This window comes from Bradyrhizobium sp. RDI18 (assembly GCF_043203335.1).
GTDB lineage: Bacteria > Pseudomonadota > Alphaproteobacteria > Rhizobiales > Xanthobacteraceae > Bradyrhizobium > Bradyrhizobium retamae.
The window spans coordinates 5,644,089-5,666,898 of the sequence record NZ_JBICRN010000008.1; the positions used below are offsets into that span (position 1 = coordinate 5,644,089).

The window sequence follows — 22,810 nt, forward strand, 5'->3', positions numbered from 1 at the left end:
AAACATTCCCACATGGAAACGCCTGATATGTCCGATCTGGAAACATTCCGCCGTGAAACCCGCGCCTGGCTCGAGGCCAATTGTCCGCCGGAAATGCGACGGCCGATGACCTCCGAAAGCGATACCTACTGGGGCGGTCGCAACGCCAAATTCTCCTCCGAGCCGCAGCGCGTCTGGTTTGAGCGGATGCGCGACAGGGGCTGGACCGTGCCGGATTGGCCGAAGGAATATGGTGGCGGAGGGCTGGAGCCCGCCGAGCACAAGGTGCTGCGCGAAGAAATGGCGGCGATGGGCGCGCGCTCGCCGCTCTCGAGCTTCGGCATCTGGATGCTTGGGCCGGCGCTGTTGAAGTACGGCACCGAGGCGCAGAAGAAAGAGCACCTGCCAAAGATCGCCGCCGGCCTGATCCGCTGGTGCCAGGGCTACTCCGAGCCGAACGCAGGCTCGGACCTCGCCTCGCTGCAAACCCGCGCCGATAGCGACGGCGACGATTACATCATCAACGGCCAGAAGATCTGGACGTCATATGCGAACTACGCCGACTGGATTTTCTGTCTGGTGCGCACCGATCCCACCGCGAAGAAGCATGACGGCATCAGCTTCATCTTGTTCGACATGGCCTCGAGGGGCGTGTCGACTAAGCCCATTCTTCTGATCTCCGGCTATTCGCCGTTCTGCGAAACCTTCTTCGACAATGTGCGGGTGCCGAAATCGCATGTGGTGGGCCAGGTCAACCGCGGCTGGGATGTTGCAAAATATCTGCTGCAGCATGAGCGGGCGATGATCTCGGGCACTGGAGAGCGCGGCATCGGCCGTCCGCTCGGGCAGGTCGCCGCCGACTCCCTCGGCAGCGATGATTCCGGTCGGCTCGACGATGCGATGCTGCGCAGCCAGGTTGCGGCGTTCGACATCGACGAGGCGGCGTTTGCGGCTGTGGCCGAACGCGCGATCGATCTCGCCAAGGCCGGCCAGTCGCATCCGGCGTTTTCGTCGGCGATGAAATATTACGGCACCGAGCTCAACAAGCGCCGCCACGAGATCCTGATGTCGGCTGGCGGCATCGACGCGCTGGAATGGGAAAGCCAGCGCTCGAAAGGCGGCGCCCGCCCGCGCGCCTGGCTGCGCACCAAGGCCAACTCGATCGAGGGCGGCACCAGCGAGGTGATGCTCGGCATCGTCGCCAAGCGCATCCTCGATCTGCCGGGGGCCTAGGCGTCTAGGCTCACTCTCTCGTCGTCCCTGCGAAAGCAGGGACCCATAACAACCGCTGTTGAGTATTGATCGTGACGCCAGCTCCATTCCTGCTCGATAGGCCGCGGCGTATGGGTCCCTGCTTTCGCAGGGACGACGAAGCAACTTAATTCACACTTCTGAACCGGAATTGCCCGATGCCCCTCGTCCTCACCGAAGAACAATCCATGCTGCGCGACAGCGCGCGCGGCCTTATCAGCGACAAGGCGACGGTGTCGCATCTGCGTCACCTGCGCGACAGCAAGGACGAGACGGGTTTTTCCCGCGAGCTCTGGAAGACGTTTGCGGAGATGGGCTTTTCCGGCCTGCTGGTGCCCGAAAATTTCGGCGGCAGCGGGCTCGGCTGCGTCGAGGCCGGCATCGTGATGGAGGAAATCGGCCGCAACTTGATGCCGCCGCCGTTCCTGTCGACCGCGGTGCTGGCGGCGTCGGCACTGTCGCGCGGTGGAAGTGACGCGCAAAAGGCCGCACATCTGCCGAAGATTGCCGATGGATCGCTGCTGGCGGCGCTCGCGATCGACGAAGGCGCAAAACATCGCCCGCTGCAGATCAATTTGCAGGCGGTGCGCTCCGGCAACGGCTTCAAGCTGAACGGCGCCAAGGCGCTGGTGGTCGACGGCCACACCGCAGATCTCCTGATCGTCGCGGCACGCACCGGCGGCGCGGCCGGCGAGCGCAACGGGCTGACACTGTTCCTGGTCGATCCCAAAGCCAAGGGAATTGCGATCGAACGCACGGTGATGGTCGACGCACATAATGCTGCGCGGATCGAATTCAGCAGCGTTGAAGTCGACGCCGATCAGGTGCTCGGCGAGGTCGACCAGGGCGGCGCGTTATTGGAGGGTGTGCTCAATATCGGCCGTGGCGCGGTAGCTTCCGAAATGGTGGGCTTGAGCGAAGAGGTGTTCGGCCGCACCGTCACCTATCTCAAGGAACGCAAGCAGTTCGGCAAATTGATCGGTGAATTCCAGGCGCTGCAGCACCGCGCCTCCCAGCTCTATATCGACATTGAGATCACCCGCGCGGCCGTTCTGAAGGCGCTGCAGACCCTCGACGGCGATTTCGAGCACGCTGGCGCCGCGGTCGCGGTCGCCAAGGCACGCGCCGGCACCACGGCGACGCTGGCGGTGCAAGAGGGCGTGCAGATGCACGGCGGCATGGGCATGACCGACCAGTTCGACATCGGCTTCTTCATGAAGCGCGCCCGTGTCTGCCAGGAATTGTTCGGCGACAGCAATTACCACGCCGATCAGTTGGCGCGGATGAAGGGGTATTGAGCAGCCCGAAGCGGCGCGTCATACACCGCCGTCATCGCCCGGCCTTGTGCGCAATTGCGCACTGGGACCGGGCGACCCAGATGCTATGAGGGGGTGGCGGCAGGGTCAGCGGCGGCGAGGGTATCGACACCTCGGGCGCCGTGGTCACGCAATGGAGCACCCCATGTCGCAACCGTTTGACGTCAGCAGGTCCCTCACCGCCTTCGAGCAGGATAACACACTCGTTGCAGTTATCGAGATGAGCCAGTCGAAGTGGCTGGTTGCAGCTATGATCCCCGGTGTCACACGCCGGCCGCTGAAGAAGCTTGATGCAGACGCGAACGCTCTGCTGAAGCTGCTGCAGCGCTGGTGCGAGGAAGCGCACAAGGCGGGACGTGCGATCAAGCGAATCGTCTGCGCCTATGAGGCTGGACGGGATGGATTCTGGCTGGCCCGCTGGCTGCAGGCCCGCGCCATCGAAGCTTATGTCATCCATCCTGCGAGCATCGCGGTGTCTCGCGAGCACCGGCGTGTCAAAAGCGATCGGATCGACACGGAACTGCTGATGCGTTCGCTGCTGGGTTGGCTGCGTGGTGAGAAGCGCCATTGCAGCATGGCCACGATCCCGACCATGGCGGAAGAAGACGCTCGACGACCGGGCCGCGAGCGGGAGAGCCTGGTGAGCGAGCAGACGCGGATCGTCAACCGGGTCAAAGCCGTCCTCGCCTTGTTCGGCATCGGCGGGTTCAATCCGAGGCTTCGCAAGGCGGCGCAGCAACTGGAGACACAGCGTACCGCGGAAGGAACGCCGCTGCCGGACAATGCCAGGGCGGAACTGCGCCGCGATCTGGAGCGGCTATGCCTGGTGCGCGACCAGATCCGCGCCATCGAAAGCGCACGGCTGCAGCGCCTCACCGCTGCGCCGGCCACATCTCAAGGACCCCATGCGATGGTTCGTCTGATCGCAAGGGTTCTGGGCATTGCCATCGAGACCGCCGACATGCTGGTGAATGAGATTCTGTCGCGCAATCTGCGCGATCGCAGAGCTGTCGCGCGCTATGCCGGGCTGACCGGCGCGCCGGACGAGAGCGGTCAGCGCCGGCGCGAGAAGGGACTGGCCCGCGCCGGCAACGGCCGGGTTCGCCGGGGGATGATCCAACTGGCCTGGCGCTTTCTGATCTTTCAGAAGGGCAGCCGGCTCGCCAACTGGTTCCGTGAGCGCACCGCCGATGGCCGACGCACCACGCGCAAGACCATGATCGTGGCACTAGCGCGTAAGCTACTCATCGCCCTGTGGCGGCTGGTGACCACCGGTCAGGTGACGGAGGACATCAAGTTGCGTCCCGCCGGCACCTGACCGTGCAGCTTCCCTTAACCCCACACCACTGACGGTTTGGCAGCCCGGCTTGCGGTCTGCCAACGGCATCCGAGGTGGCGATGATCCGCAGGAATACATGGCCTTTGCGCCGCGACCCAGAATGGACCCGCCGCCCCGGAGCTCGCCCCGATGCGCATGCATGCATCATGGTTCTGATCCCGATCGATCAACCGAATACAAGTCTGCGACGCGATATCGCGTCCAAGGCGGGCTCGCCTCGGAAGTCGTCCTCATCTCGCCATCGACATCTCCGCGTGCCGACCTCAAGCCTGCCGCCAAGCTCGCGACCGTCAAGGGCTGCGTCGCTACGCGATGGCCTCCGGCCACCCTTGACGGTCGCTGCGCCAAGGCGGACAGCCCGTCTTGAGGTCGGCCCGCGGAGATGTCGGCCTCCCTCGGAGATCAACGCAATGACCTAGCAACGACGACCATTGACCAGGCCCATACAAGTATTCCAGAGACAGCAATGCTTGAGCCGATGGGCCGCGGCGTACTGGGTCACCCGCTTTCGCGGGTGACGACAGTTTATGGTGGTTGAGAGACCTACCGTATCGGCGGGGCGTACTGAATTCCGCCGTTGCTCCACAGCGAATTCAGGCCGCGCGGGATCTTCAGCTTCGATCCTTCGCCGACATTGCGCTCGTAAACCTCGCCATAATTGCCGACATGGCGGATGATGCGGGCGGCCCAGTCCTTGGGCAGGCCGAGGTCTTCGCCATAGGCGCCTTCGGTGCCGACCAGCCGCATCACGTCGGGCTTCTTCGACTTCAGCGCCTCGTCGATGTTCTTCGAGGTGATGCCAAGTTCCTCGGCGTTGATCATCGCATACAGCGTCCACTTCACGAGCATCATCCAGTCGTCGTCGCGCTGGCGCACCACGGGCGCGAGCGGCTCCTTGGAAATCACGTCGGGCAGGATGACGTGATCGCTCGGCTGAATGAGGTTTAAGCGGAGTGCGTAGAGCTGGGAAACGTCGGCGGTGAAGGTGTCGCACTTGCCGCCCTCATAGGCCTTGAGCACGTCTTCCAGCCTGGCAAACTTCACCTCGGTATATTTCATGTTGTTGGCGCGGAAATAGTCGGCGGCGTTGAGCAACGTCGTCGTCCCCTCCTGCACGCAAACCTTGCTGTTGTTGAGGTCCAGTGCGGAATCGATGTTGCGCGAGCGCGGCAGCATGAAGCCCTGGCCGTCATAATAGGCGACGGCCGGGAAATAGAGGGCGTAGTTGCTCTCGCGCGACATGCTCCAGGTCGTGTTGCGGGAGAGGATGTCGACCTTGCGGCTCTGCAGCTCCTTGAAGCGTTCGTTGGCATCGAGGGCTACGAATTTCGCCTTCTTGGGATCATCGAAGATCGCGGCGGCAACAGCGCGACAGAAATCGACGTCGAAGCCGGTCCAGTCGCCCTTGTCGTCGGGGATCGAGAATCCGGGCAGGCCCTTGTTGACGCCGCACAGCACGTCGCCGCGGCGGATGGTCCGCTTCAGCGTCTTGGTATCGTAACGTTCATAGGTGATTGCAGCGGCCGCGACCACGATTGCGACAGCCAGCCCGACGAGCAGGCCGCCTCGAAATGTCCGTAGCATTTTCTAACTCACGATTTCAGGAGAATGGACCGTCTGAATAGACAGCGGCGGGATTAGAGTTCAGGCTTCTGCCGCACGATCACTTTGGTGCCCACGGGCACCCGCTCATAGAGATCGGCGACGTCGGCATTGACCAGCCGGAAGCAGCCGGAGGAGACGGCGGTGCCGATGGTGTCGGGCCGGTTGGTGCCGTGGATGCGGTAGACGGTGGTGCCGAGATACATCGCGCGCGCGCCCAGTGGATTGCCGGGTCCGCCGGCCATGAAGCGCGGCAGATAGGGCTGGCGCGCGATCATCTCCGGCGGCGGCGTCCAGTCTGGCCATTCCGCCTTGCGGGTGATGTTGAGCAGCCCCTGCCACTGGAATCCCTCGCGGCCGACGCCGATGCCGTAGCGCAGCGCACGGCCATTGCCCTGGACCAGATAGAGATGGCGGTCCTGGGTGGAGATGATGATGGTGCCCGGCGGTTCGTTGGTGCGATAGAGCACCGCCGTCTTCCTGAACTGCGGATCGAGCTCGACGGATTCATCGGGCAGTACGCCAGGTTGGTCGCCGACGTCGGGCTGCCGTAACTGCGCTTGGCTCTGAGAGGCTGAAAGGATCAGACCGCCGGCGGCGATCACCATCCAGATCAGGTGCCGAAATTTTGTCATCGCAGAAATTCTCCTTGTTGGCGCGGCGGCCTAATGGTTGGCGCTTTGGCAAATCAGCGGAACCATCAAATCTCAGGGCCGGCTTGATGGCAAGTTTAGGGCGAATGCGGCTGATACGTGACTGAAATGTCGTCCATTTTCGTCGTCCACCAAATCATGAGATATCCCGCGTGCCTTATTTCGGCGCGATCCAGAGCCGCAGGCAAAACGAAATCAGCGCGACGGTGCCGACGCCGCCGAGCCAGAGCGCGGCAAACCACAACAGGCGCTGCATGAGAGGGCGAGGGGCCGGCTCGTTGGGCTTCAATGGTATCCACTCTCGGGTTTGACCTTGCCGCGGAACACCCAATAGGCCCAGGCGGTATAGCCGAGGATCAGCGGGATCAGCCCGGCGACGCCGACCAGCATGAAGAGCTGGCTGTTTTCCGGCGCCGCCGCCTGCCAGATCGTGATGCTCTGCGGCACGATATAGGGATACATGCTGATGCCGAGGCCGGCATAGGACAGCGCGAACAACGCCAGCGTGAGGAAGAACGGCTGATAGTCGTATTTGTTGGCGAGACTGCGCAGCAACAGGGCGGTGACTACAGCAACCGAAATCGGTACCTGTGCCGTCATGAGGACGTTCGGCCAGGCGAACCAGCGCTCGGTGTACTGTATATGGAGGAACGGCGTCGCGATGCTGACCGCGGCGATGGCCCCGAGCATCGCGAGCAACAGGATCCAGCTCAGGTGATAGGCGCGGTCGCGCAACTCGCCTTCCGTCTTCATGACCAGCCATGTCGCCCCTAACAGCGCATAGCCGATCACCAGCGCCACGCCGGTCAGGATGCTGAACGGTGTCAGCCAGTCCCACCAGCCGCCGGCATAGCTTCGGCCTGCGACATGCACGCCTTGCAGGATCGCGCCCAGGGCAATGCCCTGCGCCAACGTCGCCAAAATCGATCCGCCGAAAAAGGCGATGTCCCAGCGGTTGCGCGCGCGCGTCGTGCGCCAGCGGAATTCGAAGGCGACGCCGCGGAACACCAGGCCGAGCAGCATCGCGATCATGGGCGTGTAGAGCGCCGGCATCAGCACGGCATAGGCCAGCGGAAACGCGGCCATCAGGCCGCCGCCGCCAAGCACCAGCCAGGTTTCGTTGCCGTCCCAGACCGGGGCGACGCTGTTCATGATGACGTCGCGATCGCGCTTCTCCGAGAAGAGTGGAAACAGGATGCCGAGGCCGAGGTCGAAGCCGTCCATCACGACATAGACGAACACGGCAAACGCGATGATGAAGGCCCAAATGATGGGGAGGTCGATCGGGATCATCGCGCGACTCCCTCGGTAACCGCGCCAGCGGCAGGCGTGATGCCTGCCGTGCGGATCGGGGCCTCGTGCGACGGTCCCTCTTCACCAGGATGCGGCGGCGCTGCCATCAGGCGCAGCAGGTAGACTACGCCCGCTGTGAATACGGCGAAATAGACGATGATGAAGGCGATCAGCGAGGAAGCGACTGCGGGCGCCGCCAGCGGCGAGGCGGATTCAGCCGTGCGCAGCAATCCATAGACCGTGAACGGCTGTCGTCCGACCTCGGTGGTGATCCAGCCTGCGAGCACCGCGATGAAACCTGCGGGACCCATCGCGACCGCAAACATGTGCAACAGCCGGGAATCGTAGAGCTTGCCCTGAATACGCATCAGCAGGCTGAACAAGCCGATCGCCAGCATGAGTAATCCCATGCCGACCATGATCCGGAACGACCAGAACGTGATGGCGACCGGCGGCCAGTTTTCGCGCGGCACCGTGTTGAGGCCGGCCATCGGCGCATCAGGCGAGTGCTTGAGAATCAGCGAACCGAGTTTCGGCACTTCGACGGCGTAGTCGACCCTGCCGGCGCTCTGATTGGGCAGGCCGAACAGGATCAGGGGCGCGCCGTGCTTGTGGCTCTCGAAGTGGCCTTCCATCGCCATGATCTTCACCGGCTGGTGCTCCAGCGTGTTGAGCCCGTGCTGATCGCCGGCGAGGATCTGAAGCGGCGCCACCAGCGTCGCCATCCACATCGCCATCGAAAACATCACGCGCGGGCCGGCGAGGTGGCGGTCGCGCAGCAGGTGATATGCGCCGACCGCGCCGACCACCAGCGCGGTTGTGAGATACGCCGCCAGCACCATGTGCACGAGACGGTATGGGAACGACGGATTGAAGATCACTTTCAGCCAGTCGGCGGCGATGAACTGGCCGGCCTCATTGACGGTGTGGCCGGCCGGCGTCTGCATCCAGGAATTGGCCGACAGAATCCAGAACGCCGAAATCAGCGTGCCGATCGCGACCATCAGCGTCGCGAGGAAATGCAGCCGGGGACCGACGCGGTTGAGCCCAAACAGCATGACGCCGAGGAAGCCGGCTTCGAGGAAGAACGCCGTCAATACCTCATAGGCCATCAGCGGGCCGATCACGGGACCGACCTTGTCTGAAAATGCTGACCAGTTGGTGCCGAACTGGTAGGACATCACGATGCCCGACACCACGCCCATCGCGAAGGCGACGGCGAAGATCTTCAGCCAATAATTGAACAGGTTGATGTAGACCTCGCGCCCGGTCGCGAGCCACAGCGCCTCGAGCACGGCGAGATAGCTGGCGAGCCCGATCGAGAAGGCGGGAAATATGATGTGGAACGACATCGTGAATGCGAACTGCGCCCGGGCCAATACGACCGCATCCCAGCCTTCGAACATCGACACCACCTGTAGCAAGTTTTGTCGGGCACGATATCTTCAAAAACGGAACTGCAGTTTTCGAAAATTGCATCCGAACCAGTGTCCATCTTACCACGCCCGATGCGACGATTATACTGCGCGCCGCGCGGGACAGGCGTGCAAGCCTATTTGCAGCGCGACGGGTTCAATCGCAGTCGCCTGATGATCTCGGCTTGCACGGCTCGGGTCTGATCCTTGCCGGCCAGCGCCGGGCTACGGACTTTCTTCCCCGTGCGAAGCCGGATTATGATCGCGTAGAGGCTATCCTTGCGGCCGCCGCTCTCGACGTCGATGGCCTCGACATCGTCACCGCTGATTGTCTCTACCTCTGTCGTGCCTTTCCATGAAAGCCGTTCGATCCTGATCGCGCCGTCGTGGACGATCCAGCATGCACTCACCCGATGGAGATATCTGAGCAGTATGAAGGCCACGATCGCGCCGAGCGACCAGACCGCAATCCCGAGAGCAGACAATTTGCCGCTCCAGAGCGCATAGATGAGCGGAACGCTCAACAAGCCGGCGAGCAGCACGATGAGAACCTTGAGTCCTCGTACTTTCTTGGGGTTGACCGGCTTGCCCAGTCGTATCCCGGCATTGGCGGCGTCGAGCGGGTTCTCGACTGGTTCGGGATCAGGAAGTCGAAGCAGCCGGGCAATTCGGACGGTAGTTTGGTGCACCCGGGTGATATCAGGCAGGGGAGGCGAGGTGAGCAAATCTCCCGATTCGGTCTCGAATATGAGGCTGAACTCCACAGATTTGCCGATGCTCTTTCGGAGACGCATCCCCGAAATTTCGTCATCCCTGATCAATCTTCGGTGCAACTTTCCGAATGGACGCTGTTCGCCGATCAGGATTTCGCCTGGTGTAATGATCCAGACGACGTTGCGCTCAAGCAGGGCTGCGCCCAGCAGGAGGCCTCCGAATACCGACGCAAAGAGAGCGGCGACGCCAAGCCAATGACCGTTCGCCAGGTGACTAAGGCCAGGCAAGGCAACCAAACACAAAAGTAAAGCAAGGCCTGCGAGGACAAGTCGCTCGTTGAGCGACGTGCCCTTGCGTAGCCTGACTTCATTCCCGTTAGTCGCAGCAACCATCGATGGCGGCAAGCATCATGACCGACGTGGTCACGTAAGCAGCTAAGTGTACGGCTGAAATACGGCAAGCCAGATTGATATCAGGCTGCGGCGTTCTGTAGCCGTGTGACGGTGCGGTCGATCTGTCCGCATGGGTCACCTGCCGAAATACCAATCTTGCCGTGTGGTCGACAATACCTCGCGTCGCGTCCACGAAATCGGAGTCCCAAAGCAGAGCGACCCGGCTGGGGGGCATCCCGGCCGGGTCGTTGGAGGTCGCTTGGGGGTCTGGAGCTTGAGAGGTGGGAAGAATTCAGCGGGGGTCTCGCTGTCAGTGGTGATCGGTATAGGGGGTGAGCTTTTCCGGGTGATGTCGTAAAATGTTTCATTTGTTTCGTCGGAAGTAATCTTTGTCCGTCGAAACTGCCCCGTTTTTCTGTCCCCAATCTAATTGTTTGAAATCGCTTGTCTTTAGGCGGCGATGCTGTCCACGCCGGCGCCCTTAAGCAACTCGGCCAATTGTTTGCGGGCATAGAACATGCGGGTCTTCACCGTGCTCTGGGGGATGCCGATGATCGCGCCGGCCTCTTCCACGGACTTCTCGTGGTAGTAGACCAGGTTGATGATCTCGCGATGCGCCGGCGACAGCTTGGCGACGCAGGCGCGCAGGATGGCGCTGGTGTTGCTGCGGTCGAGCGAGGCTTCCGGCGTGTCGGCCTCGTCGGCGATCTCCAGCACGTCTTCCTGCTCGATGTCTTCATGCTTGCGCTGGCGCAGCGCGGTCAGCGCCTTGAAGCGCGCGATCGACAGCAGCCAGGTCGAAACCTGCGAGCGGCCCTCGAACTGGGCTGCGGTCCGCCACACGTCGAGGAACACCTGGCTGACGAGGTCTTCGGCCATCGTGGTGTCGCGCACCATGCGCAGCACGAAGCGGTAAACCCGGACGTTATGGCGGGAGTAAAGCACATGCATCGCCGTGCGGTCGCCCTTGGCAATACTCTGCAGCAGCATTTCGTCCGATGTCGCACGGGCGGCGGCAATCGACTTCTTGGCTGCGGCGTTGATGGCGATGACGTTCGACATGACAGGCTCCCATTGCGCCACGAGGTGCGGCGTTCCGTTGGGAGAATTGTTAATGAGCCTCCGTTTCGGGATGTCTGCTCGAAGAGGGGAAAATGGTTTCGTGCGGGAGAGAATTGTTTCGTCGCAGGGCCCGCGACGAAACATTCGGGGACAAAATGCCAGTAATTTCAATATGCGGAAAATTGGAAGAGATGAGATTTGGGTCCCCGGAACAAATCCCGTCCCGGACAAGCGAGCGTAGCAAGCGCGATCCGGGGCCCATAACCACCGATGGTGATTGGCGAAATACGCTGGAGCCCCAGCCAAGCGAAATTACGGACGCCTGTGGTTGTGGGTCCCTGCGTTCGCAGGGACGACAGAGAAAAAGCTAACCCTTCTCGCCGGTCGGCGAGAACAAATAGCCGCCGCCCCGGATGGTGCGGATCACGGCGGGCTTGGTGGGATCGATTTCGATCTTGCGGCGGATACGCATGATGCGCAGATCGACGGCGCGGTCGAAGGCTTCGGCGTCGCGCGCATTGGCCAATTCCAACAGCCGCTCCCGCGACAACACCCGCTTCGGATTCGCCGCGAACACTTTCAAGAGGCCGAATTCGGAGGCCGTCAGCGGATGCTCGTTGCCTTCGTCGTCGCGCAGCGCCTGGGCCTCGAGGTCGAGCCATTTGGTGCCGAACCGCACCAGTTGTTCCTTCTCCGTCTTGGCCGCCGCGGGCTCGGGCGTCGCCGCCTTGGGCGGCGTGCTGCGGCGAAGCACGGAGCGGATGCGCGCCATCAGTTCGCGCAACTCGCAGGGCTTTGCGATGTAGTCGTCGGCGCCGAGTTCGAGGCCGACGACACGGTCGATCGGGCTCGCGGTCGCTGTCAACATGATGACGGGGACGTTAATGCGGCTCTTGAGGTCGCGAATGATCGAAAGCCCGTCTTCCTCGGGCATGTTGAGGTCGAGCACGACGAGGTCGGGCACGGCGTTCTCGATCGCCTTGCGCAGGCTCTTTCCCCCGTCGCACAAGGTGACGCCGAAGCCGTGCATCTTGAGGTAATCGCCGACCATCTCGCGGGCCGGCGCCTCGTCGTCGACGATGAAGATATGCGGGCTCTGGGTCATGTCGTCTCTGTCGCAGGCAGTGTAACCGTAAATGTCGATCCCTGCCCGGGTCCGGCACTTTCCGCAGTCACATGGCCGCCATGCATGTCGATAATACGTTTGACGATCGACAGGCCGAGGCCGGTCGAGCTTTCGCCGGCGGTCGGCTTGGCCGAGAGCCGTTGGAAGCGGCCGAACAGGCGGCCCAGATCCTCCGGCGAAAGGCCGGCGCCCTGGTCGGCGATGCGGATCACCGTGTCGGTGCCTTCATGGCTCACAGTGACGGTGATCTTGCCGCCGATCGGCGAATATTTGATGGCGTTGCTGACGAGGTTGTCGATCGCCTCGCGGATCCGGTCGGCGTCGCACATGGTAACGATGTTCGGCGGGGCTGATACCGTGACGGCCTGCTGCTTGTTCACGGCCGAGGGCAGGTTGGAATCGGCGACCTCGGTCACGAGCGCGGCGACATCGACCGGTTCGCGGCGGATGGTGATGTCGAAGGCATCCGCCATTGCATCCGAAATCAGGTGATCGACCATCGAGGTCAGGCGTTTGGTGGCATCCCTGATATGCTCGACCTGCGCGGTGACGTTCTCCTTCGGCGAGCCCGCGCCGATCAATTCGGTCAACATCTCGGTGCGGCCGAGGATCACGCCGAGCGGGTTCTTCAAATCGTGCGCCACAGTGCCGAGAATTTCGTTCTTGAAGCCGTTGGCGCGCTGCAATCTCAGCCACTGCGCCGAGAGCCTGCGGTTGGCCTGCATCAGCGCGCGGGTGCGCTGGGCGACGCGGTCTTCGAGCTGGGTGTTGGCCTCATGCAGTTGGCGGTAGAGGATGACGTTGTCGAACGCGATCGACAGCCGGCTGGAAAAATCTCGACCAGCGCGCGGTCGGTGTCGGAAAGCTGGCGTTCGGCCTGCAACAGCACCACCACTTCACGGCCGCTGCCGGTGCGCAAATAAAGCACGCTGCGGTGATCGGCGAATTCGTTCTTGCGGCGCTGGAAGGCGGCCTCCACCATTTGCCGCAAATCCGGATCGAGCGCCTTGGAGCTGGTCGTGCCGATGAACCGGCTGTAACAGCCCGAGCCTGCTAGCACCGAGAATTCGCTCCCCGGGGCGCCGTCGTCGCGCAGCACCAGAATGCCGGCGCAGTCGACATTGAGCAGCGAGGCGAGCTGCGTCAGCACGCCCTCCGCCAGCCGCTGCATCGATTTGAAATCGTACAGCGTCGAGGCGGCGTCGATGATGATTTCAAGCCCGCGCCTTGTCTGCACCATGCGCTCGAGCTGCTGGTAGCTGCGCAGCGCCGCGGTCAGCGAGGTGAACAGCTTGTCGGCCGTCAGCTCGGTCTTGGCCTTGTAGTCGTTGATGTCGTACTGGACGATGACGCGGCGCTCGGGCGCCTGCCCGGGCTGGCCGGTGCGCAGGATGATGCGGACGGTCTCGTTCTTGATCTCGTTGCGGATGTATTCGACCAGATCCAGACCCGCGACGTCGGTCTCCATGATGACGTCGAGCAGCACGGCCGCGACGTCCGGATTGTCGCGCATCAAGATGCGGCCTTCGGCCGCGGAATAGGCCGACAGGATTTCCAGGGTCGCGCCGTTGAGACTGTAGTCGCTGAGCGCAAAGCGCGTGCCCTCATGCACGGCATCGTCGTCGTCGATGACGGCGATCTTCCACTTGCGCGCAGACGAGTCCTCCGGAGCCATTCCGGTATCGTCGATCAGGTGGAGGACATCGTCCTGTTCGGCCATTGCGAAGTTCCGTCGGCTGCTGTCTGGTCTGTACTCGTGGATCCGCCTGTCGATCCGCCCTTGGCGATTTTCGGCATGATAATGCGGAATGTGGTGCCTTGTCCCAGCCTTGACTCCAGCATCATCCGGCCGCCGAGCTGTTGAGTGACAAGATTATAGACGATATGCAAGCCCAGTCCGGTGCCGCCCTCGTTGCGGCGCGTCGTAAAGAACGGGTCGAACGCCTGCCGTTGCACGTCCGGCGTCATTCCGGCCCCGTTATCGGCAAAGATGATCTCGACATCGTCGCTGCCGCGCGCCCGGGCCGAGATCGTGATCGCGCCGGAGCGGCCATCGGCAAAGGCATGATTGGCGGCATTGAGGAAAAGATTGGTTAATATCTGGCCGTAGGAGCCGGGATATCCGTCAATGACGAGCCCTTCCGGCACCTCGACCGACAGCGTGATCGCCGCCTTCTTCAACACCGGCCTTAAGCTCGCGACGATCTGGTCGGTGGCCTCGCTCAGGTTGAATTGCCGGCGCTCGGCGTGCGAGCGGTCGACCGCCACCTGCTTGAACGACTGGATCAGCTCGCCGGCGCGGTGCAGGTTCGCCACCAATTGCTGGGCGGCGTCGCGCGAGCTCTTGACGAATTCGTCGAGCTTGGAGCGACGGAGCGGCTCGGTCCGCAACTCGGATTCGAAGGTTTCAGCCCGGCGCGCAAAGCTCGACGCCACCGTCAGGCTGATGCCGATCGGGTTGTTCACTTCATGGGCGACGCCGGCGACCAGCCCGCCCAACGCCGCCAGCCGCTCGGCGTCGATCAGGTTCTGCTGCGCGGTGTTGAGCTCGAGCAATGCGCTCTCCGCTCTTTCCTTCGAGGCGCGCAGTTCGTCCTCGGTCTTGCGCTTGGCGATGGCGTTCTCGCGGAACACGTCCACCGCACGCGCCATGGCGCCGACCTCGTCTCGCGCGGTGGTGCCCTGTACGCGGCGATCGTAATTGCCCGACGTGATTGCATGCATCGCCGCCAGGATCTGCTGCAGCGGCAGACGGATCGAGAGCGCGATCAGGACGCCGGCGGAAAGGATGATGCCGAGGAACATCACGGCGATCGACAGCACCCGGCGCGAGATGCCTGACAGCGTCTTGTCAAAAGTCTCCTGCGCTTTTTGCTCGCGCTGGCGCATCTTATCCGATAGCTCGTCGATGACCGCAATGGCCTCGGCCTGGCTGGCATCGATGGTGTTGCGCAACAGTTCGGTCCGGACCGCGAGTTGTTCGGTCAGTTTGGCCATGCCCTCGCGCAGTGCCACCGTCCGCGCCTGCAGCCGCGTCAGCGCCATGCGCTGCAGATCGTTGTCGGCCAGATCGGTCATCACGGGGATCGTCTTCTCGATCGTCTCGGTATTCCTGCGGGCGTCCTCGGCGGAGCCTGAGGCGGGCGACAGGTAATAGGCGTTGGCCGCGACCAGCATGGCCGTAAACGCCTCGCGCGATCTGCCGAGCGCGGGCCAGATCTGCGCGTCGCGATGCCCGGTGGCGCCCTCGATGATCGAATACAGCCCGGCCATTTCGCGCGCCGGCCCCAGCACCTGCTGCTCATAGGTCTTGGTGATGGTGGCCTGCACGGCGCGCAATTCGCCGAAACCGTTGAGGAAGCGGTCGGTGACCTGTTCGAGCCGCTCGACTGACCCTGATAGCATCGGGTCGTTCGAGGCGCGCGTTGTGAGCGTGCCCAGTACGGCCTCTCGCAGCAGCAGGATCTCGGCGAACAGGTCAGGGCTTGGCTGGTTGATGTACCGATGAATCAGGTTCTGCAGCCGGCTGGTTTCGCTTTCGAGGTGCGCCAGGATCTTGTCGGACTCCCGCACCTGCCGGACATCGTCCCATGCAGAGCCCAGCACGTTGGCGCCGTTCCAGATCAAGACGGCGAGCACCATGACGACGGCGGAGTTCAATCCCGCGATCGACAGAATGCGCCATCGGATCGGCACCGCGCGGAGCCATTGGACGACGCGAAAGCGCCCGCGCGCGGCGAAGCTCGCCGGCCGTTCCGCTGGTCGCTGCTGTTGCGGCGCGCCGGTCAAATCCACTCCACTCTGCGAAGGCGCCCGACCAATAACGGCGCCACCGTCCCGATCAATGCAACGTTGGTACGGTGGAGATCGATCGCACCGGTCCAGGTCTGTCCGGGACGGTCCTGTTCCGCGCCGAACTGGCGGGAATGGAACATTTCGATCCAATGCCTGTCGTTTCGGGGATCGGCGGCAGGAAATCCGCGCGCAAAAGCGCCCGTTGAAACCGCCGCAAGCAACAGCGCGACAACAAGCACCAAGATCCGCGAAAGGTTGGCGCGGCGATACACAGGCGACAAATCCCCTTAGAGATGGAGTCTGCGGCGGGGAGAAAAAGGTTCAACGCAATTTTAGCAGAATTTGCCGATGCTTGGCTATTGTTAGCATGGCGGGACGGGGGCTAGCCTGGGGTTATCCCGATACGCCGGTTGCAATCTTCAATTGTGCGTTGCAGTGATGTCGGCAGATTGAAACCGCGGTCGCGGGGATTTATGAGGGCGCGGCGAACGGGTACATCGCTCGCGCGGCAGAGCGGGGTGATCACCGGTGAAATCGGCCTTGAGGTTCTTGCAATTCGCCGCGCTCGCCGCCATGGCGCTTGCGTCCCCCGCCCACGCCGCCACGGAGATCATGTGGTGGCACGCGATGTCGGGGGAACTCGGCAAGCAGCTCGAAAAGCTGGCGGCCGATTTCAATGCGTCGCAGTCCGACTACCGGATCGTGCCGACCTACAAGGGCAACTACACCGCGACGGTGACGGCGGCGATCTTCGCGTTCCGATCGCGAAGCCAGCCGGCCATCGTTCAAGTCAACGAGATCGCCACCGCAACCATGATGGCGGCAAAAGGCGCGATCTATCCGGTGTTCGAACTGATGCGCGACCAGTCGGAGCCATTCTCGCCGGAGGCGTATCTGCCGGCCGTGACCGGCTACTATTCCGACGTCGCCGGCAACATGCTCTCGTTCCCGTTCAATGTCTCGACCCCGATCCTCTACTACAACAAGGATCTGTTCCGCGCCGCGGGCCTCGACCCTGAGGTGGCGCCGAAGACCTGGGCCGAGGTCGGCGCCGCGGCGAAGCGCCTGCGTGCGGCCGGCTCGCCATGCGGGCTCACCACATCCTGGCCGTCCTGGGTCCATGTCGAGAATTTTTCCGCCTTCCACAATCTGGCGCTGGCAACCCGGGGCAACGGCTTTGGCGGTCTCGATGCCGAGCTGACCTTCAACAATCCGGACGTGGTTCGGCACCTCGCGCAACTCGCGGAATGGCAGGCGACGAAAGTTTTCGACTATAGCGGCCGCGGGGAATTGGCCGAGCCGCGCTTTCAAAAGGGCGAATGCGCCATCTTCATCGGCTCTTCCGGGACACGCGCCGACATCAAGGCCAATTCCAAGTTCGAGGTCGGCTACGGCATGATCCCGTACCGGCTCGACATCGCCGGCGCCCCGCAAAACTCGATCATCGGCGGCGCCACGTTATGGGTGCTGCGCGACCGGCCGCGCGCCGAATACACCGGCGTTGCGCGGTTCTTCGCCTATCTCTCCAAGCCGGAGGTTCAGGCCGCCTGGCATCAGAACACCGGCTATCTGCCGATCACCCGCGCCGCCTTCGACCTCACCCGCGCGCAGGGCTTCTACGATCGCAATCCGGGTGCTGCGATCGGAATCGAGCAGATGACCTTGAAGCCGCCGACCGACGATTCGAAGGAATCCGGCTTGGCTCCTTTGTGCTGATCCGCGACGCCATCGAGGACGAGCTGGAGCACGTCTTCAGCGGCAAGCGCACTGCGCAGGCAGCACTCGACGCAGCCGTCGAGCGCGGCAACCGCCTGCTGCGCCAGTTCGAACGGGCCAATCCGGATCAGTAATCTCATCGCCGTCATTGCGGGCCAACGGGTCGCGCGAATGCGCGCCCGATGGCTCGCAATGACGACAACCAAGGTTCAGTGCCCGCATGACCGCATCTTTGCCGCCATTTGCCGGCTACGAGCCCTTCCGCGCCTTTCGCGCCGATCCCGCGCAATGGCTGCCGATCGCGCGCGATATCGCCCGCGGCCATGGCCTGGTGTGCGCAGCGCCGCACGTCTTCTCCACCGGCACCAATCTCGTCATCGCCCTCGACGAAAAACTCATCCTCAAAATCTTCCCGCCATTTCTTCGCGCCCAATTCGTCTCGGAGCGTGGCGCGCTAACGCAGCTTCATGGACGGCTTCGCGTCGCGATCCCCGAAATCGTCGCCGAAGGGGAGCGTGACGGATGGCCATATCTCGTCATCACGCGGCTGTCAGGCGTGTTGGGCGCGGATGCCTGGCCATCGCTACCGGAAACGGACAAGGAGCGTGTGCTTGCCGAGGTTGGCGAGACCATCGCCGAGGTGCAGCGCGCTCCCGCTGGACAGCTCGCCGCGGTCGAGCCGGGCTGGGATGTCTTCATGCGCGGACAGATCGAGGGATGCCGTGCCCGGCACGCGCGTCTCGGATTGCCGCAGAAATTTCTCGACGGCCTGGACGATTTGCTGCGCGATGCGAGCTCGCTGGTCGCGCTGGACGGGCCAGCGGTGATCCTGACCGGCGAGTACATTCCGGAAAATTTCCTGCTGCGCCGCAGCGGTCCGGGTTGGCGGCTCGCGGGGTTGATCGATTTCGGCGACGTGATGACGGGGAGGGGCGAGTATGACCTGCTTGGCCCCAGCGCCTTCATGACCGCAGGCATGCCGCGGCGGGTGCGAAGCCTGTTCGAGGGTTTTGGATATTCAGCCGCAGATATCACGCCCGAGCTGAAGCAGCGGCTGCTCGCGCTGATGCTGCTGCACCGGGCCAGCGATCCGGTCAGGAAGATCTGCATCGAGGGGTGGCAGGAGGGGGCCACTAACCTCCGCGAATTGCAGGATTTGCTCTGGCCAATCTGAGTGCCGCCCAGCAACGGAGCGCACAGAATTTCTGCATATTTTATGAGCAAATATGCATCTTTGTATGCAATCCGCCGGCGTGCCATATCCCGGACGCCATTCGCCTCGGATGCATTCGCCAGCAGCATCAATGAGTTGGCGTGAAAGTAAGTTTTCGTTAAAGGTTGGCACGAACCTTGCGATTCCCGTTCCAAAGCCGTTTCCCCTCGGGCGTTGGAGCATCACCCATGAAGCGTCGCGATTTCCTCAAATCCGTGTCGGGGCTCGCGGCTGCCGGCGCGCTTACGCCGGCGCCGGCGATTTGGTCCTCCGCCAAGGCGCAAGCGCGGTCGGAAACGTTGCTGATCGTCTCGGAAAGCGGCCCCAACAATCTCGACATTCACGGCGTCGGCACCAACGTCCCCGGCTATGAGGTGTCGTGGAATTGCTATGACCGCCTGATCAGCCACGAAATGAAAAGCGGTCCTGGCGGCGTGCCGTATTACGACCGCGACAAGTTCAAGCCCGAGCTCGCCGAGGACATGAAGGTCGGCGACATGTCGGTGACCTTCAAATTGAAGAAGAACGCGAAATTCCATGACGGCGCGCCGGTCACGGCGAAGGACGTCAAGTGGTCGCTGGATCGCGCCGTCAGCGTCGGCGGCTTTCCGACATTCCAGATGGGCGCGGGCTCGCTGACCAAGACCGAGCAGTTCGTCGTCGTCGACGACAACACGGTGCGGATCGATTTCGCCAAGAAGGACCGCCTCACCATCCCCGATCTCGCGGTCATCGTGCCCTGCATCGTCAATTCCGAGCTGGTGAGGAAGAACGCCACCGAGAAGGATCCGTGGGGACTCGAATACACCAAGCAGCAGACCGCGGGCTCCGGTGCCTACAAGGTGGTGAAGTGGACGGCCGGCACCGAAGTGGTCATGGAGCGCAACGACGCCTGGGCCGGCGGTCCCTTGCCGAAGGTCAAGCGCGTGATCTGGCGCATGGTGCCGCAGGCCGGCAACCGCCGCGCACTGCTGGAGCGCGGCGATGCCGATATTTCCTACGATCTGCCGAACAAGGATTTCGTCGAGCTGAAGGACAGCGGCAAGCTCAACATCGTCTCGGTGCCGTATTCCAACGGCGTCCAGTATATCGGCATGAACGTCAAGATCGCGCCGTTCGACAACGTCAAGGTCCGCGAGGCCGTCGCCTGCGCGATTCCCTACCAGAAGATCATGGATGCGGTGCTGTTCGGCCTCGCCAAGCCGATGTTCGGCGCCGCAGCCGACAAGGCGACCGAGGTGGCCTGGCCGCAGCCGACCAAATACGTCACCGATATCGCAAAAGCCAAGGCATTGCTGGCGGAGGCCGGCTACCCCAACGGTTTTGAGACCACGCTGTCGTTTGACCTCGGCTTTGCCGGTGTCAACGAGCCGCTCTGCATTCTGGTGCAGGAGAGCCTGGCGCAAATCGGCATCAAGACCACGATCAACAAGATCCCCGGCGCCAACTGGCGCACCGAACTGAACAAGAAGGTGCTGCCGCTCTACACCAACGTGTTCTCCGGCTGGCTCGACTATCCCGAATATTTCTTCATCTGGTGCTACGACGGCAAGAATTCGATCTTCAACACCATGAGCTACCAGTCGAAGGCGATGGACGAATTCATCCACGGCGCCGTCGATGCCGCGGCAATCGGCAGCGCCGCGAAGTACGATGCCGACGTCAAAGGCTTCGTCGATCTCGCCTTCAAGGACATCCCGCGCATTCCGCTCTATCAGCCCTACGTCAACGTCGCGATGCAGAAGAACGTGTCCGGCTATCAATACTGGTTCCACCGGAGACTGGATTACCGCGCGCTGGTGAAGGCGTGAGAGAGGCGAATGGAGAGTGGCGAGTAGCGAATAGGGGGCAGCGGATGGCTTCAGGCAACGGCGATTATCCACTCGCCATTCGCTATTCGCCATTCGCAAGCGCGGAGCGCTGCCCATGCTGACCATGATCGGCAAGCGGCTGATGTTTGCGATTCCTTCCCTCATCGGGGTCGTGATCGTCACCTTCCTGCTGACGCGCGCGCTGCCCGGCGACCCCGCCGCCTATTTCGCCGGGCCCGCGGCGAGCAAGGAAGCGATCGAGCAGATCCGCAAGAAACTCGGCTTCGACAAGCCGTTGATCGAGCAGTTCTTCCGCTACACCAACGATCTCGCGCATGGCGACTTCGGCAATTCGCTGACGACGGGCCAGCCCGTCGCCACCGAAATCCGCAACCGCCTGCCGGCCTCCGCCGAACTGACGTTGCTCGGCCTCGTCGTTTCGGTCATGATCGCGATCCCGCTCGGCGTTCTCGCCGCCACCCGGCCGGGCTCCTGGATCGACCATCTCTGCCGCGTCACCACGACAGCCGGCGTATCGCTGCCGGTGTTCTTCACGGGTCTCGTGCTGGTCTACGTGTTCTACTTCAGGCTCGGCTGGTCGCCGGCGCCGCTCGGCCGGCTCGACGTGTTCTACAGCGCGCCGCCGACCGTGACCGGTCTCTATCTCATCGACGCCCTGATCGCGGGCGAGTTCGAGACGTTTCGTTCGGCGCTGAGCCAGCTCATCCTGCCGGCGGCAACGCTGGCGATCTTCTCGCTGGCGCCGATCGCGCGCATGACGCGGGCCTCGATGCTGGCGGTGCTGGCCTCTGACTTCGTCCGCACCGCGCGCGCCAGCGGGCTTTCTCCGTCGACCGTGATCGTCACCTACGCGTTCCGCAACGCGATGCTGCCCGTCATCACCACGCTCAGCATGGTGTTCTCGTTTCTGCTCGGGGCCAATGTGCTGGTCGAGAAGGTGTTCGCGTGGCCCGGCATCGGTTCCTATGCGGTGGAAGCGCTGATCTCGTCGGACTTCGCGCCGGTGCAGGGTTTCGTGCTGACCATGGCGGTCATGTACGTGCTGCTCAATCTGGTCATCGACATTCTCTACGGCGTGATCGACCCACGCGTGCGGCTTGAAGGGTGAGGTTGGAGATGAGTAGCGTTGCGCCTGCCGTTGAACCTGCTGCTCCCGCCCGCACCTCGGGGCTATCAGCGATGTATGAGCATATCCGCTACGTGCTCGGCGAGAACCGCGTCACCGCCTTTGCTTTCGGTTTGCTCGTCATCATCCTGTTTGCCGCGATCTTCGGCCCCTACATCGTTCCCTACGATCCGCTCGCCAGCGATACCGCTGCGGCGTTGAAGCCGCCGTCGGCGGCGCACTGGTTCGGTACCGACCAATTGGGCCGCGATATCTTCAGCCGCGTCATCGTCGCCACAAGGCTCGATACCTTCATCGCGGTCGCCTCGGTGGCGCTGGTGTTCCTGATGGGCGGACTGGCCGGCATCGCCGCCGGCTATTTCGGCGGCTGGACCGACCGCATCGTCGGACGCATCGCCGACACCATCATGGCGTTTCCGCTGTTCGTACTGGCAATGGGCATTGTGGCTGCGCTCGGCAATACCGTGCAGAACATCATTATCGCCACCGCGATCGTGAACTTTCCGCTCTATGCCCGCGTCGCCCGCGCCGAAGCCAATGTCCGCCGCAACGCCGGCTTTGTGCAGGCGGCGCGGCTGTCAGGCAATGGCGAGATGCGGATACTGCTGGTGCACATCCTGCCCAACATCATGCCGATCATGATCGTGCAGATGTCGCTGACCATGGGCTACGCGATCCTCAACGCCGCCGGCCTCTCCTTCATCGGGCTCGGTGTGCGGCCGCCGACGGCGGAATGGGGGATCATGGTCGCGGAAGGCGCCACCTTCATGGTGTCGGGCGAGTGGTGGATTGCGCTGTTTCCGGGGCTGGCGCTGATGATCGCGGTGTTCTGCTTCAATTTGCTCGGCGACGGTCTGCGCGACATCGTCGATCCGCAGCGGAGGACGTGAATGGCTGATTCAAGCTTTGCTCGTCTCGGCCCCCGCAACGGGAATGCGACAGGGGTGCTGACGGTCCTACTTTGCATGGGGTTGTTTTCGAGATTT

17 protein-coding genes and 2 pseudogenes are annotated in these 22,810 nt (G+C 62.8%); 9 read left to right on the top strand and 10 right to left on the bottom strand.

From position 1 onward, the window contains the following. Positions 1–27: 27 nt before the first annotated feature. The 3 genes from ACFXS9_RS36320 (at position 28) to ACFXS9_RS36330 (ending at position 3,864) form a co-directional block, all read left to right on the top strand. Positions 28–1,212: an acyl-CoA dehydrogenase family protein gene (locus ACFXS9_RS36320; RefSeq protein WP_392697799.1), complete on the top strand. Its 1,185-nt coding sequence runs from the start codon at positions 28–30 to the stop codon at positions 1,210–1,212. A gap of 176 nt (positions 1,213–1,388) precedes the next feature. Beyond that, entirely contained in the window at positions 1,389–2,528 is a 1,140-nt protein-coding gene (locus tag ACFXS9_RS36325) for an acyl-CoA dehydrogenase family protein (RefSeq protein WP_392697802.1), read from the top strand. Between the two features lie 163 nt (positions 2,529–2,691). Beyond that, on the top strand, positions 2,692–3,864 hold the full coding sequence (locus ACFXS9_RS36330; RefSeq protein ID WP_392697805.1) for an IS110 family transposase: 1,173 nt from the start codon (positions 2,692–2,694) through the stop codon (positions 3,862–3,864). Positions 3,865–4,428: 564 nt separating this feature from the next. On the opposite strand, the gene ACFXS9_RS36335 is transcribed toward ACFXS9_RS36330, so the two are convergent. From ACFXS9_RS36335 to ACFXS9_RS36360, 6 genes are all read right to left on the bottom strand, one after another. Next, complete coding sequence (locus ACFXS9_RS36335) at positions 4,429–5,469, bottom strand: amino acid ABC transporter substrate-binding protein (protein WP_392697807.1); 1,041 nt, start codon at positions 5,467–5,469, stop codon at positions 4,429–4,431. Positions 5,470–5,522: 53 nt separating this feature from the next. After that, the gene (locus tag ACFXS9_RS36340; RefSeq protein WP_392697810.1) at positions 5,523–6,122 is read right to left on the bottom strand and encodes a L,D-transpeptidase; all 600 of its coding nucleotides are present in this window, start codon (positions 6,120–6,122) and stop codon (positions 5,523–5,525) included. A gap of 175 nt (positions 6,123–6,297) precedes the next feature. Continuing rightward, entirely contained in the window at positions 6,298–6,396 is a 99-nt protein-coding gene (locus ACFXS9_RS36345) for a DUF2474 domain-containing protein (protein ID WP_197427214.1), read from the bottom strand. Positions 6,397–6,425: 29 nt separating this feature from the next. Next, complete coding sequence (cydB, locus tag ACFXS9_RS36350; RefSeq protein WP_392697812.1) at positions 6,426–7,433, bottom strand: cytochrome d ubiquinol oxidase subunit II; 1,008 nt, start codon at positions 7,431–7,433, stop codon at positions 6,426–6,428. Continuing rightward, positions 7,430–8,839 carry a cytochrome ubiquinol oxidase subunit I gene (locus ACFXS9_RS36355; RefSeq protein WP_392697815.1) on the bottom strand — a complete coding sequence of 470 codons (1,410 nt, stop codon included), beginning with the start codon at positions 8,837–8,839 and terminating at the stop codon, positions 7,430–7,432. The genes cydB and ACFXS9_RS36355 overlap by 4 nt, the downstream gene beginning before the upstream one ends. A 146-nt stretch (positions 8,840–8,985) precedes the next feature. Further along, on the bottom strand, positions 8,986–9,258 hold the full coding sequence (locus ACFXS9_RS36360; protein WP_392697818.1) for a hypothetical protein: 273 nt from the start codon (positions 9,256–9,258) through the stop codon (positions 8,986–8,988). Between the two features lie 3 nt (positions 9,259–9,261). Between ACFXS9_RS36360 and ACFXS9_RS36365 the strand changes: the two genes are divergently transcribed. After that, on the top strand, positions 9,262–9,870 hold the full coding sequence (locus tag ACFXS9_RS36365) for a hypothetical protein (protein WP_392697820.1): 609 nt from the start codon (positions 9,262–9,264) through the stop codon (positions 9,868–9,870). 534 nt (positions 9,871–10,404) lie between these two features. On the opposite strand, the gene ACFXS9_RS36370 is transcribed toward ACFXS9_RS36365, so the two are convergent. From ACFXS9_RS36370 to ACFXS9_RS36385, 4 genes and pseudogenes are all read right to left on the bottom strand, one after another. After that, a complete protein-coding gene (locus ACFXS9_RS36370) occupies positions 10,405–11,016 on the bottom strand; it encodes a sigma-70 family RNA polymerase sigma factor (protein WP_392697823.1) in 612 nt (203 codons plus the stop codon). Positions 11,017–11,383: 367 nt separating this feature from the next. Continuing rightward, positions 11,384–12,121, bottom strand: coding sequence for a response regulator (locus ACFXS9_RS36375; RefSeq protein ID WP_392697825.1), 738 nt, complete (start codon positions 12,119–12,121; stop codon positions 11,384–11,386). Continuing rightward, positions 12,118–13,862 (bottom strand): annotated as a pseudogene (locus tag ACFXS9_RS36380) (DUF3369 domain-containing protein). Before ACFXS9_RS36380 ends, ACFXS9_RS36375 begins: the two are co-directional and overlap by 4 nt. Beyond that, positions 13,832–15,838 (bottom strand): ATP-binding protein, encoded by a 2,007-nt coding sequence (locus tag ACFXS9_RS36385; RefSeq protein WP_392700198.1) that lies wholly within the window; start codon positions 15,836–15,838, stop codon positions 13,832–13,834. Before ACFXS9_RS36385 ends, ACFXS9_RS36380 begins: the two are co-directional and overlap by 31 nt. Positions 15,839–16,510: 672 nt before the next feature. Between ACFXS9_RS36385 and ugpB the strand changes: the two are divergent. The 5 genes and pseudogenes from ugpB to ACFXS9_RS36410 all read left to right on the top strand — a co-directional run bounded on the left by ugpB (position 16,511) and on the right by ACFXS9_RS36410 (position 22,714). Then, positions 16,511–17,787, top strand: a pseudogene (gene ugpB / locus ACFXS9_RS36390) (sn-glycerol-3-phosphate ABC transporter substrate-binding protein UgpB). Between the two features lie 86 nt (positions 17,788–17,873). Beyond that, positions 17,874–18,827 (top strand): aminoglycoside phosphotransferase family protein, encoded by a 954-nt coding sequence (locus tag ACFXS9_RS36395; protein WP_392697828.1) that lies wholly within the window; start codon positions 17,874–17,876, stop codon positions 18,825–18,827. A 227-nt stretch (positions 18,828–19,054) separates the two neighbouring features. Continuing rightward, positions 19,055–20,677 (top strand): ABC transporter substrate-binding protein, encoded by a 1,623-nt coding sequence (locus ACFXS9_RS36400; RefSeq protein ID WP_392697831.1) that lies wholly within the window; start codon positions 19,055–19,057, stop codon positions 20,675–20,677. A 115-nt stretch (positions 20,678–20,792) separates the two neighbouring features. Beyond that, positions 20,793–21,806: an ABC transporter permease gene (locus tag ACFXS9_RS36405; RefSeq protein ID WP_392697834.1), complete on the top strand. Its 1,014-nt coding sequence runs from the start codon at positions 20,793–20,795 to the stop codon at positions 21,804–21,806. An 8-nt stretch (positions 21,807–21,814) separates the two neighbouring features. Next, positions 21,815–22,714 (top strand): ABC transporter permease, encoded by a 900-nt coding sequence (locus ACFXS9_RS36410; RefSeq protein WP_392697837.1) that lies wholly within the window; start codon positions 21,815–21,817, stop codon positions 22,712–22,714. Positions 22,715–22,810 lie beyond the last annotated feature (96 nt).

What these genes read in the sequence shown, in the direction of transcription:
- ACFXS9_RS36410 (WP_392697837.1), top strand. Translation starts at nt 21,815, where the DNA reads ATGAGTAGCGTTGCGCCTGCCGTTGAACCTGCTGCTCCCGCCCGCACC.
- cydB (WP_392697812.1), bottom strand. Translation starts at nt 7,433, where the DNA reads ATGATCCCGATCGACCTCCCCATCATTTGGGCCTTCATCATCGCGTTT.
- ACFXS9_RS36370 (WP_392697823.1), bottom strand. Translation starts at nt 11,016, where the DNA reads ATGTCGAACGTCATCGCCATCAACGCCGCAGCCAAGAAGTCGATTGCC.
- ACFXS9_RS36355 (WP_392697815.1), bottom strand. Translation starts at nt 8,839, where the DNA reads ATGTTCGAAGGCTGGGATGCGGTCGTATTGGCCCGGGCGCAGTTCGCA.
- ACFXS9_RS36405 (WP_392697834.1), top strand. Translation starts at nt 20,793, where the DNA reads ATGCTGACCATGATCGGCAAGCGGCTGATGTTTGCGATTCCTTCCCTC.
- ACFXS9_RS36335 (WP_392697807.1), bottom strand. Translation starts at nt 5,469, where the DNA reads ATGCTACGGACATTTCGAGGCGGCCTGCTCGTCGGGCTGGCTGTCGCA.
- ACFXS9_RS36395 (WP_392697828.1), top strand. Translation starts at nt 17,874, where the DNA reads ATGACCGCATCTTTGCCGCCATTTGCCGGCTACGAGCCCTTCCGCGCC.
- ACFXS9_RS36345 (WP_197427214.1), bottom strand. Translation starts at nt 6,396, where the DNA reads ATGCAGCGCCTGTTGTGGTTTGCCGCGCTCTGGCTCGGCGGCGTCGGC.
- ACFXS9_RS36400 (WP_392697831.1), top strand. Translation starts at nt 19,055, where the DNA reads ATGAAGCGTCGCGATTTCCTCAAATCCGTGTCGGGGCTCGCGGCTGCC.
- ACFXS9_RS36375 (WP_392697825.1), bottom strand. Translation starts at nt 12,121, where the DNA reads ATGACCCAGAGCCCGCATATCTTCATCGTCGACGACGAGGCGCCGGCC.
- ACFXS9_RS36365 (WP_392697820.1), top strand. Translation starts at nt 9,262, where the DNA reads ATGGAGATATCTGAGCAGTATGAAGGCCACGATCGCGCCGAGCGACCA.
- ACFXS9_RS36340 (WP_392697810.1), bottom strand. Translation starts at nt 6,122, where the DNA reads ATGACAAAATTTCGGCACCTGATCTGGATGGTGATCGCCGCCGGCGGT.
- ACFXS9_RS36320 (WP_392697799.1), top strand. Translation starts at nt 28, where the DNA reads ATGTCCGATCTGGAAACATTCCGCCGTGAAACCCGCGCCTGGCTCGAG.
- ACFXS9_RS36330 (WP_392697805.1), top strand. Translation starts at nt 2,692, where the DNA reads ATGTCGCAACCGTTTGACGTCAGCAGGTCCCTCACCGCCTTCGAGCAG.
- ACFXS9_RS36325 (WP_392697802.1), top strand. Translation starts at nt 1,389, where the DNA reads ATGCCCCTCGTCCTCACCGAAGAACAATCCATGCTGCGCGACAGCGCG.